Source organism: Clostridium sp. MCC353 (assembly GCF_018785315.1).
Taxonomy (GTDB): domain Bacteria; phylum Bacillota; class Clostridia; order Lachnospirales; family Lachnospiraceae; genus CHH4-2.
This window is the reverse complement of record NZ_WQPN01000021.1, coordinates 1-11732: the sequence shown is the minus strand read 5'-3', so window position 1 is coordinate 11732 and position 11732 is coordinate 1. Positions and strand designations below refer to the sequence as shown.

General features: G+C 45.3%; 13 protein-coding genes and 1 pseudogene. All 14 read left to right on the top strand.

Annotated elements, in window-relative coordinates:
- Positions 1 to 210, top strand: a pseudogene (locus tag GPL15_RS05140) (PTS transporter subunit EIIB); the annotation flags it as partial.
- Positions 211 to 258: 48 nt separating this feature from the next.
- Entirely contained in the window at positions 259 to 963 is a 705-nt protein-coding gene (locus GPL15_RS27900) for a cyclophilin-like fold protein (RefSeq protein ID WP_346344897.1), read from the top strand.
- A 97-nt stretch (positions 964 to 1060) separates the two neighbouring features.
- Positions 1061 to 1999: an alpha/beta hydrolase gene (locus GPL15_RS05130; RefSeq protein WP_215696636.1), complete on the top strand. Its 939-nt coding sequence runs from the start codon at positions 1061 to 1063 to the stop codon at positions 1997 to 1999.
- A gap of 20 nt (positions 2000 to 2019) precedes the next feature.
- Positions 2020 to 2268, top strand: a complete 249-nt coding sequence (locus GPL15_RS05125; protein ID WP_215696634.1) for a hypothetical protein — start codon at positions 2020 to 2022, stop codon at positions 2266 to 2268.
- Positions 2265 to 2813 (top strand): flavodoxin family protein, encoded by a 549-nt coding sequence (locus GPL15_RS05120; RefSeq protein WP_346344896.1) that lies wholly within the window; start codon positions 2265 to 2267, stop codon positions 2811 to 2813. The genes GPL15_RS05125 and GPL15_RS05120 overlap by 4 nt, the downstream gene beginning before the upstream one ends.
- Positions 2814 to 2836: 23 nt before the next feature.
- Entirely contained in the window at positions 2837 to 3448 is a 612-nt protein-coding gene (locus tag GPL15_RS27275) for a cyclophilin-like fold protein (protein ID WP_252198107.1), read from the top strand.
- A 20-nt stretch (positions 3449 to 3468) separates the two neighbouring features.
- Positions 3469 to 4326: a DUF3737 family protein gene (locus GPL15_RS05110; RefSeq protein ID WP_215696633.1), complete on the top strand. Its 858-nt coding sequence runs from the start codon at positions 3469 to 3471 to the stop codon at positions 4324 to 4326.
- Position 4327: 1 nt separating this feature from the next.
- Positions 4328 to 5509, top strand: a complete 1182-nt coding sequence (locus tag GPL15_RS05105; protein ID WP_215696632.1) for a MalY/PatB family protein — start codon at positions 4328 to 4330, stop codon at positions 5507 to 5509.
- 125 nt (positions 5510 to 5634) lie between these two features.
- On the top strand, positions 5635 to 6765 hold the full coding sequence (locus tag GPL15_RS05100) for a DUF362 domain-containing protein (RefSeq protein ID WP_215696630.1): 1131 nt from the start codon (positions 5635 to 5637) through the stop codon (positions 6763 to 6765).
- Between the two features lie 133 nt (positions 6766 to 6898).
- Positions 6899 to 7813 carry a permease gene (locus tag GPL15_RS05095; protein WP_346344895.1) on the top strand — a complete coding sequence of 305 codons (915 nt, stop codon included), beginning with the start codon at positions 6899 to 6901 and terminating at the stop codon, positions 7811 to 7813.
- The gene (locus tag GPL15_RS05090) at positions 7810 to 9243 is read left to right on the top strand and encodes a DUF362 domain-containing protein (protein ID WP_215696628.1); all 1434 of its coding nucleotides are present in this window, start codon (positions 7810 to 7812) and stop codon (positions 9241 to 9243) included. Before GPL15_RS05095 ends, GPL15_RS05090 begins: the two co-directional genes overlap by 4 nt.
- Before the next feature lie 44 nt (positions 9244 to 9287).
- Positions 9288 to 9815, top strand: coding sequence for a flavodoxin family protein (locus GPL15_RS05085; RefSeq protein ID WP_215696626.1), 528 nt, complete (start codon positions 9288 to 9290; stop codon positions 9813 to 9815).
- 413 nt (positions 9816 to 10228) lie between these two features.
- A complete protein-coding gene (locus tag GPL15_RS05080; RefSeq protein ID WP_215696624.1) occupies positions 10229 to 10939 on the top strand; it encodes a response regulator transcription factor in 711 nt (236 codons plus the stop codon).
- A 454-nt stretch (positions 10940 to 11393) separates the two neighbouring features.
- Positions 11394 to 11537 (top strand): hypothetical protein, encoded by a 144-nt coding sequence (locus GPL15_RS05075; protein WP_252198106.1) that lies wholly within the window; start codon positions 11394 to 11396, stop codon positions 11535 to 11537.
- Positions 11538 to 11732: the final 195 nt, after the last annotated feature.

Genomic DNA, 11732 nt, shown 5'->3' with positions numbered 1-11732 from the left:
ATGGCAAGCAAGTATGATGGATTGGCAAGGATGATCATTCAGAATGTGGGCGGCAGGGAGAATATAAAAAGCCTTACCCACTGTGTCACCAGACTTCGGTTTAAGCTGAAGGATGAGGGGAAAGCAAACACGGATATCTTAAAGGAAACAGAAGGGGTTGTGACGGTAATCCAGGGCGGCGGCCAGTACATGGTGGTGATTGCCAGCAACGGGGAAGCGCTGTAGAGATTTGTTCTTTAGGCGGAAGGAGGATTCGTGGTGAAGAGACTTTTATTGACAGGACTGTGTTCCCTGATATTTATGGGAACCGTTGCCCAGATAACAGCATTTGCGGGAGAATGGAGAACCGGGGCAGTGCCGAATGAAGGCAGATGGTGGTATGCCAACGAAGATGGTATTTATGCAGAAAATGGCTGGTACTGGCTGGATGGAAATAAAGACGACATTGAGGAATGCTACTATTTTGACAGCCAGGGCTGGATGCTTTCCGGCACGACGACTCCAGACGGTTACGCGGTCAATGCAGATGGAGCATGGACGCAGAATCAGCGTGTGCAGGTAAGAAACGCAAATTACGATAGGCCCGATGAGACGGAAGCAGAGGAGAATAACATGATTCAGGTGATAATCCAGGTAGGAGAACGGGAATTTGAAGCTGATTTACTTACAAATGCATCGGTAGAGTCCCTTGTTACCCATTTCCCGCTGACTGTGACTATGGGAGAAATGAACGGCAGTGAAAAATACTATTATCTGCCGACTGCACTGCCGACAGATGCACAGAGCATTGGAACGATTCACGCAGGTGATTTCATGCTGTTTGGCTCTGATTGTCTGGTGCTGTTTTATGAAGATTTCCGCACCTCATACCGCTATACGCGACTGGGACACATATCAACCCCGGCTGGTCTGGCAGAAGCAATGGGAGAAGGCAGTGTTTCCGTGACATTCCGCCTAAGATGACAGGAACAGTCTGATTACCATTGTTTAGAAAAACTTTATGAATTTGTTAGCTGGATGTTATTTCATGAAATTAGAATAGATAAAAAGGAGAATCAATATGAGCGGACACATCTTAGAATTAAGCAGTAACATAGAGAGAAAAAGGGTGGTTTATAAAAACCGCTATGGAATGGATATAGTGGGAGAATTGTATTATAAAGCGGATATGAATTTGGACAGCAGGCATTCTGCGTTGATCGTGGGTGCGCCCTACGGCGGTGTTAAGGAGCAGGGACCTTGTGTTTATGGCAATGAGCTGGCGAAAAAGGGTTTTGTTGTGCTGACCTTCGACCAGTCCTTTATGGGAGAATCCGGCGGTTTTCCGAGGCACGTATCCTCCCCGGATATTTTTACGGAGAACTTCAGTGCGGCGGTGGATTATCTTGGACTGCTTCCCTTTGTGGACAGAGAGGCCATCGGAGTCATCGGAATCTGCGGCTCCGGCGGATTTGCCTTGTCGGCTGCTCAATGTGACACACGAATCAAGGCAGTGGCGGCGGTCAGTATGTATGATATGAGTGCGGCAGTGAGAGGAAACATGAGCAGGGAAGAAATTCAGGCGGTAAAGGAGCGGTGTTCCATGCAGAGATGGATGGATGCAGAACATGGATATCCGGAATATGTACCAAGCTTTCCGGAGCAGCCACTTCCACAGGTACCGGAGGATATTCCGGAGCCGGGCGCGGAATGGTTCCGGTTCTATGCGGTAAAAAGAGGTCATCATCCCAATGCCAGAGGCGGTTTCACCACGACCAGTGATTTGGCAATGATGAACTTCCGGCTGCTGGATTATATTGACGAGATTTCGCCACGCCCTATTCTTTTTGTTGTAGGTGACCGTGCTCATTCCCGCTTTTTCAGCGAAAATGCATATGCAAAGGCGGCAGAACCGAAAGAAATCTACGTGGTGGAGGATGCGGAGCACATCGACTTATATGACAGACGGGACCGGATTCCTTTTGACAAACTGGCGGAGTTTTTCCATCGTATGGCGTAGCAAAGAGAGGGGACTGAACAATGGATTACATGGAAAATACAGAGGCGGTTATTCAAAATTTAAGGGACGCAGGCTGTGACGATGAGATGGTAACCTGTTTTCTGAAAATGACAGAGTGCGGGGAGCGGCAGGGACAGCTGAAGCTGTTGGAGAAGCAAAGAAGAAATCTTCTGGAACAGGTTCATAAAAATGAAAAGCAGATTGACTGCCTGGATTATCTGGTATTTCAAATGAAAAAAGAAAAAAAGACTGAGAGTAGAGGTAAATGATGATGAGTAAAAAGGTCTTAGTTTTATCCACCAGCCCAAGAAAGGATGGAAATTCCGAGATTCTGGCGGACGCTTTTATGAAAGGGGCCAATGAGGCCGGACATGAAACAAAAAAGATTGTTTTGTATGATAAAAAACTTGAGTTTTGCAGAGGCTGTCTGGCCTGCCAGACGACAGAGAAGTGTGTGATTCATGATGACGCAGAGCGGATTGTTGCGCAGATGAAGCAGGCGGACGTACTGGTATTTGCAACCCCCATTTATTTCTATGAGATGAGTGGCCAAATGAAGACGCTCTTAGACCGTACCAATCCGCTGTTCCATACAGAATACGCATTCCGGGATATTTACCTTCTGGCTACGTCTGCGGATGAGGAGCAAACCTCCATGGACGGCGCGGTAAAAGGACTGGAAGGCTGGGTTAGCTGCTTTGAAAAGGCTCATCTTGCAGGTGTTGTGCGGGGAACCGGAGCAGACAAAAAGAGAGAGATTGAAGAACATCAGGAGATTCTATCCGCCGCCTATGAGATGGGCAGGAATATTTAGACAATATTAGAGGGAGTACAACCATGAAACGCAACATGCTTGGAGCGAGTCTTATCCTCCTGCTTCTTTTAACCGGATGCGGAGACGTGCAGCATAAGTCCGCAGCTCAGACAGCCGGTGCGACCGTTACGGAGATGACTGTTACAGAATCCGCAGTCACAGATAAAACTGCTTCAGATACCAGCATCCGGAAAGAATCGGAGACGGGGCGGGCACAAACAAAGGCGCTGGATGAGACATCAGAACAACTGCAATCAGAGAATAGCAGCACACAGAAAGCGGAGCAGGAAATGACCATGGAGATTTCGATTGGAGATAAGACCTACGCAGTGCGTCTGGAGGACAATGAAACAGTAAAGGAACTGACGGCGCGGCTGCCTATGGAACTCACCATGGAGGAACTTCATGGCAATGAAAAGTACAATTATCTGCCGGAAGCCCTGCCAACCGCCGCAGAAGCAATCGGAACCATTCATGCAGGAGATTTGATGCTCTTTGGTTCAGGCTGTCTGGTGTTATTTTACGAAGACTTTGAAACTACATACAGCTATACACGTATTGGACGCCTGGAGAATCCTTCGGGACTTTCCGAAACGCTTGGAAGCGGAAGCGTGATAGTAACATTTGAAAGATGAAGTTCAGAAAGGGAAATCATATGAAAACAATTCATCAGGAATTTTTAACAGGGGAAAGGGCCTTATTTCAGGGAAAGGATTTACAGATCTTCGATACCACCTTTGCCGATGGGGAATCTCCTTTAAAAGAAAGCAGAAACATTGAACTGTACGGAAGTATGTTCAAATGGAAATATCCGCTCTGGTACAGCCGCGACATCAGGATGGAGGATTGTATCCTCTTTGAGATGGGCCGTGCTGGAATCTGGTATACGGAGAATCTTTCCATGAAAAACTGTATTATCGAAGCGTCGAAGACCTTCCGCCGTGCCAGCGGAATCTCACTGGATCATGTCACCATGCCGAATGCGGGAGAGACTCTGTGGAACTGCAATCAGGTTCAGATGAAAAACGTGACGGCGAAAGGCGATTACTTTGCCATGAACAGCAGCAACATGGTAATTGACGGGTTTGAACTGGTGGGGAATTACTCCTTTGACGGAGTGAAAAACGTGGAGATCCATCATGCGAAAATGCTTTCCAAGGATGCGTTCTGGAACAGCGAGAACGTGACGGTTTACGATTCCTTTATTTCCGGCGAGTATCTGGGCTGGAACGCAAAGAATCTGACGCTGATTAACTGCACCATCGAGAGCAATCAGGGAATGTGCTACATTGACAATCTGGTGATGAAAAACTGCCGTTTGTTAAACACGACTCTGGCATTTGAATATTCCACAGTGGATGCAGAGATTAACAATACCATCGACAGTGTATTAAATCCCAGCGGTGGAAGTATTCGGGCGGAAGGAATCAGGGAGCTTATTCTGGAGGCTGACAAGGTGGACGTGGCAAAGACCGTGATTCAGACAGCAGACGCCTTAAAGGAGGCTGTTTAAGATGACCTATGACTTTGACAAACTGACGGACCGGCGGGGAACCAATTCCCTGAAATGGGATGTGGCGGAGAACGAACTTCCCATGTGGGTGGCAGATATGGACTTTGAGACAGCTCCGGAGATCACAGAGGCGCTGAAGAAACGGGCGGCTCACGGAATTTTTGGTTACACCGTTGTGCCGGATGCCTGGAAGGAAGCGGTAAGCGGCTGGTGGGAACGGCGTCACGGATTTAAGATGGAACAAGACTGGCTGATCTTTTGTACCGGTGTGGTTCCGGCCATCTCCAGCGCTGTCAGGAAGTTGACCGCGGTAGGGGAAAACGTACTGGTACAGACTCCGGTTTACAATGTTTTTTTCAATTCCATTCGCAACAATGGAAGAAATATTGTAGAAAACAGGCTGCTGTACCGGGAGGGAGCATATCAAATTGACTGGGAGGATTTAGAAAACAAGCTGAAAGATCCGCAGACCACGCTGATGATTCTCTGCAATCCCCACAACCCCACCGGGTCTATCTGGACCAGAGAAGAGCTTGCGAGAATCGGAGAGTTGTGTACAGATAATCATGTGCTGGTATTATCGGACGAAATCCACTGTGATTTAACAGAACCCGGATATGAGTATACCCCATTTGCTTCTGTGTCAGAGATTTGTGCCCAGAACAGTGTTACCTGCATTGCCCCCACAAAAGCATTTAATTTGGCAGGACTTCAGACCGCCGCTGTGGCAGTGCCAAATGAAGCGGTGAGACATAAGATGGACCGTGCGTTGAATACCGATGAAGTGGCGGAACCCAATGCCTTTGCGATTGACGCAGCCATCGCGGCATTTACAAAGGGGGATACATGGCTGGATGAACTGCGGGAGTATCTGGCAAGAAACAGGAAGATGGTACAGAATTTTCTGGAGCAGGAGCTTCCAAACGTCCGGCTGGTTCCCTCTCATGCAACCTACCTTCTCTGGCTGGACTGCAGCCGTGTGATTGGTGATGCCGTGGAGTTAAGCCGTTATCTGCGAAAGGAGACGGGATTATACGTATCAGCCGGGATTTCCTATGGAGAGGCCGGTCGGCAATTTCTCCGGCTGAACATAGCATGTCCGGGAGAGCGGCTGTCAGAGGGTCTGAAACGGCTGCGGGACGGGATAAAAGCTTATGAGGAATATGTAGTCCAAAGCTGTTAAACAGCAGAAATCGTAGTACTAACAGGTTTATTCAGAGAAAAGAGAACAAAGACAACTAATTTAGCAGTGTGACGATACCACACTGCTAAATGCTATAAAAAAGTAAAAGCAAGGAGTGCGTAAAATTGGAAAAAGCAACCGTATATTTTACAGATTTTAGAACTGTATTGGGAGAAGGTTTACCGACCAAACTGAAACGTTTGATCAAACGTGCAGGAATTCAAAGGATTGAAATGGATGGCAAATTCGCAGCAATTAAGCTGCATTTTGGAGAACTGGGGAATATCAGTTATCTTCGTCCGAACTACGCAAAGGCAGTTGTGGATGTGGTAAAAGAACTTGGCGGGAATCCTTTTCTGACCGATTGCAATACCTTGTATCCGGGCAGTCGGAAAAATGCACTGGAACATCTCCAGTGTGCATGGGAAAACGGATTTACCCCGTTAACGGCAGGCTGTCCGATTCTCATTGGGGATGGATTAAAAGGTACAGATGATATTGCCGTTCCGGTTCCTGGTGGAGAATACGTGAAAGAAGCAAAAATCGGTCATGCAATTATGGATGCCGACATCTTCATTAGTTTGACTCATTTTAAAGGCCATGAAATGACTGGTTTTGGAGGGGCAATTAAAAATATCGGAATGGGCTGCGGTTCCAGGGCCGGAAAGAAAGATCAGCATAGCAACGGAAAACCGCATATTATAGAAGAACAGTGCCGAGGCTGTCAGCGGTGTGCAAGGGAATGTGCCAATAACGGATTAAAATTCCATGAGGATAAGAAAAAGATGAGCATTCACGCAGAGAACTGTGTAGGCTGCGGACGCTGTCTGGGGGCCTGTAACTTTGATGCCATTGTATTTAATGATGATGCGGCTACAAAAGAGCTGAACTGCCGGATGGCGGAATATACGAAAGCAGTTCTTGAGGGACGCCCGCATTTTCACATTTCCCTGGTAGTAGATGTGTCTCCTCACTGCGATTGTCACAGCGAGAATGATACCCCCATTCTGCCCAATATCGGAATGTTTGCCTCCTTTGATCCCCTAGCTTTGGATCAGGCATGTGTAGATGCCTGCATGGCAGCGAATCCACTTCCAAACAGTAAATTGTCGGATAACATGAACGCTCCAGACTTCCATGACCATCATGACCATTTTACCAATTCTACGCCGGAATCAGAGTGGCGCAGCTGTCTGGAACATGCGGAGAAAATCGGACTTGGAACACGGGAATATGAGCTGATAATCGTCAAATAAGAGGATTTTATGTGCTGCAAAATTTCCATAACAGGAAGATATCCGCCCTTGGAATAGGGGGCGCTGCGTCATGCGGAGACATAGGTAATTATGGGAGTATTGAGACAAAAACAGAGACAAAGGAGTGAAGAAAGTGGAAATCATTCGGCGCGAGCTAATCTATATCTGGTACTTTTTTGATATGCAGTTTCGGCAGATTGCAGGCTATTGGATGCTGGGAATTGTGATAGGGTCCTTTGTCTCTGTTTTTTTAAAGAAGTACATACATGAAAGGATGGTATCTCTGCAGAATTGGCGCTTTGGAGTTTGGGGAATTCTTCCGGCATCGGCTCTGGGAATCCTGTCCCCACTCTGCATGTATGGAACGGTCCCGATCGCGGCTTCCTTTTCAAAAAGCGGAATGAGGGAGGATTGGATTGCTGCCTTTATGATGAGTTCCATTCTGTTAAATCCTCAGCTTTTTTTCTATTCCTTTGCACTTGGAACAGAAATCGCCTTTCTTAGACTGGCAGTCTCCTTTGCAGGCGGCTGCATCGCCGGACTATTGGTACGTCTGTTTTTTCAAAATAAGAAATTTTATTGTTTTACTGAGTTTGAACTTCCTGGAAACCGTGATTTGGATGCGAATTTGATTTTGCGTTTTCTTAAAAATATCTGGCGCAATATCAAAGTGACTTTTCCCTATTTTCTGCTTGGGGTTCTGTTGACGGCTCTTTATCAGCGATATGTACCGTCAGCATGGATTGCGGATCTGTTCGGCTCCAATCAAGGATTGGGAGCCCTAATGGCGGCGGCTCTGGGAGTTCCTCTCTACACCTGCGGCGGAGGAACGATTCCCTTGATTGCCGCCTGGCTTGGAGAGGGGATGAGTACGGGCAGTGCCATGGCATTTATGATAGCCGGCCCGGCAACGAAGCTTACAAATCTGGGCGCGGTAAAGATTGCATTAGGAATGCGTAATTTTATCGTATATTTCGTATTTTCTATTGCCATGTCTGCTGTATTTGGCCTGGTAATTGATATGGTTGGACAGGGAGGATTCCGATGAGACGAGCATTAGTTAGCATGATTCTGCTATTGACCATGATTTCAGTATCCGCCTGTAGTCAGTTTGCGGGACGAAACGATGGAACGAAGGAGATTACAATGGAAATAAAGGAAATCAAACTGGTAGAAGCCGGAAGAACACAGACGGAAGATTCTGCCAATCAGGAATTATATGATTCTGTATTTCCCTGGCATGAACCATATGGAAGCGGAATTGGGGCAAAGCCTGGACGTGTGGTCTGGTCCTATAACCCGCAATCGGTCGATTGGGATGGGGAAGGATACTGGTGGGAGGTAAGCCATTTTGATGAAACCGTGATTCAGAACATGGTAGATGACGGTATCGCAAATCTTGCAGGAGAAACAGCAGTACAGGCTGGTTGGGACGCACTTTTTGAGGCACATAATGAAGCCCAGGGAAGAGAAGGCGGTTATCAGAATGGACAGAAAATTGCGGTCAAGGTCAATATGAACGGAGCCGGCGCATATGGTGAGGATTTTAAAGGTGAAACGAGAGAAAGTTATACGAATCCAGTTCTGCTAAAAACACTGTTAATATCTTTGGTAACCCAGGCAGGCGTTTCGCCTGAGAATATTACAGTCTATGACGCAGGGCGGATCATACCGGATTATGTGCAGGAACTTTGCAGCCAGGGCGTTTTGTCCGGTGTCCAGTTTTGTTACCGAGACATATTAGGAGATCAGGATGCAACACCGGATAAAAATGCACCCATTGTCTGGTCGCAAAAAGTAAGCGGAGATACGAATTATCTGCCCTCCTGTGTGACAGAATCGGATTACTTAATCAATTTTGCTAATTTAAAAGGACATGTATATGGAATTACTCTGACAGCAAAAAATCATTTTGGCTCACTGTTAAATTCTAACCGGATGCGGGCGCCGGAAGCAGCCGGTATTCACCGCTATGTATCTCAAAGCAGAATGGATGCATATACCGTATTGGTTGACTTAATGGCAAACCGACAGTTGGGCGGAAAAACGTTTCTGTATATACTGGATGGAATTATCTGTGCGCCAGGAGAGAGTATTCCAATCACGGGGGAGAATTCACGATGGCAACAGGCGCCTTTTCATAACGATTATACATCCAGCGTGTTTTTTTCCCAGGACCCCGTAGCACTGGATTCGGTAGGGGCGGATTTCCTGATGAATGAACCCACCGTAACAGAACGCAATCGTGCATTGAAGAATAATCCGGATGTAGAAAATTATCTACACGAGGCGGGAATGGTGGCAAATGCGCCGTCTGGCGCAGAATATCTCGATGGATATGGAAAAAAAGTTACAAATCTGGGAGTACACGAACACTGGAACAATAAAACAGATAAGAAGTATAGCCGCAATCTGGGAAAAACAGAAGGAATTGAATTGATTTGGCTGAATGAATCTGATTTTGTGATAACGGAATAACTTGGGGATTTGTATAAAAGGTAGAATAAGCAGAGAGGTGAGCCATGAACATTCTAGTATTAAACGGAAGCCCCAGACCTAAGGGGAATACACGGAAAATGGTGGAGGCATTTTGTGAGGGGGCAGTTTCCACAGGACATCATGTGGATGTAATAGATGTGTGCCGCAAAAAAATAAGCGGCTGTCTGGCCTGTGAATACTGTCATACAAAACAGGAAGGAATCTGTATTCAAAAAGATGATATGCAGGAGGTTTATGAGTTGCTGAAGAGTACAGATATGCTTGTGATTGCATCGCCTATTTATTATCACGGAATATCCGGGCAGTTAAAATGTGTGATAGACCGGTTTTATGCATCAGCATTTCCTAAAAAACCTATGCGTTTAGAAAAGGTTGCCATGATTTTGAGTTCAGGGGACCCGGATATGTATGACGGTGCAAGATTTTCTTTTGAAGGAGACTTCCTGGGTTACCTGGGGCTTGAAAGCAAGGGAATGTTTACTGCTCATGGGGAGGAGAATGGTTCTGAGGAGAAGTTGGAGGAACTTAGAGATTTTGGGAAGTCTTTATAGGATGTAAGTGGAGTTTAGAGATTGTTTATCTTTTTGTTATATATATGTTATTTTGAAGGGTTATGATTCTGGAAGTTCTTAAAAAATAAAAAATGACGGACAGGAGATGGAAAACGAACTACTCTTGTCCGGCATACTGCTTATCATTTGATAAGAGATTGTTAAAAGGAACAGTTTGAGAAGGTCATAAGTAACAATATGCTGATTGTATAAGCAAATGGGTGAAAAAATGGTAAAACCTCAAAATAGTAATACGGTTAGAGGTAAGAAGATTAGAGAATTTAGGTGATCTAAAGTATCATATCCAGATAGGAAAGATCGAAGGCTATAGTACGATTAATTCATACAAGTAGGTTAAACTGCAAATAAGCAGTGTCTTTTCTTAGAAGATTAAATGAGAAAAGAGGGAGAGAATGAAAAAGAAGGTTCTGATTATTGATGATGATTTAAACGTCTGCCGACAAATTAAGTATTCTTTACAAAGTGCAACTACTGAGGTATATTACGCACACTCTGTGTCTGACGGTCTGAAGCGATTCATGGAACATGAATACTGTCTTGTAATTATGGACATCGTTTTATCAGAAACAGACGGGCAGAAATTATTAAAATTCATGAGAAGGGCTAAAACAATTCCAATTTTAGTTCTATCCTCAAAACCGGGGCAGGAGTCCAAACTATCTGCCTACCAGGCAGGAGCCCTCGCATACCTGGAAAAACCGTATGAATTAGAGGAATGTCTGGCTCAGGCAGAATCGCTGATGGACTTATACATTAATTTACAGTTCCCAAAGAGTAGATGTTATACATTGGCATTTGGTATGGATCTAATTATTGATCCTGAACGGAGAATTGCCATGTTAGACGGAGAAGAATTAAATCTAACTCGCAAGGAATTTGATTTACTTTTCTGTTTGGCAAGTCATGCAGGCCAGGTCTTGAGCAGAGAGCAGTTGTACGGTATGGTCTGGAATAATGAAAATACATACGATGTGGATGAGGCGGTTAAGAGCCAGATTAAAACACTTCGGAAAAAGATGACAGCTTATAACCGGGAATACATTAAAAACGTCTGGGGAATTGGATATCGCTTTGTTGATGATAGTAAAAATAAATTATTTTAAACTATGCCGAGGAGTTAATAGCTTCTCGGTTTTTTGTCGAAAAAAGGCGAGCCCTTCCCTAAATTCTCCCCTAAAACATCCCTAATATCCCCCTCACGTATTTTATAATCTTTATTAGCTGATATGTAGATTATTTAACATATATGTGACCTGACAGCCCGTCAAAAAAAAGCCGTGCTGAGAGGGTTTTGTTAACATGGTTAAAAAAACAAATCTCCCTAAGCGTAGCAGATGTTTGGGGGGATTTTTTTGCGTTGGATGTTTTCTGCGCCGTTGCTTATTAAAAGCAGCGATATCTGTGGATGGCTGTAGCCCAGAAGTATAAATCAAATTAAAACACAAAAGGGACAGATATAAGGAATCATCTTCGGATGTTTCTGTCCGTAACACCCGGTGTCGTTCACCGCCGGGCTTGTTCTTCATTTCAAATTTCAAGAATTGGAGGACAAGCCCTATGGCGGAAGAAAGGATTTATACCATTATTGTACAGAGAGAACGTGTGGAAGTGAGCAGAGAAGTTTATTATGCCTATCATAAAGCCCGTGAGGCGGAACGATATCAGAATCGTGTCATCCGGCAAATAGAGAGCAGGGGATAGGATACAAACAAAGCCAGAGAGAAGAAAGAATAAAGGCGCCGTTTGTGCTTCCGCCGTCCAATAGCAACATGCGGCGGGTATATGCTTATCTGTTGAAAAACCGGTTTTTGGATCAGGAGATTGTGGATGCATTTGTAAGAAGCGGTCTGATTTACGAAAGTCTGGAGCCGTCAAAGGATGGCGCAAAGCAATTTC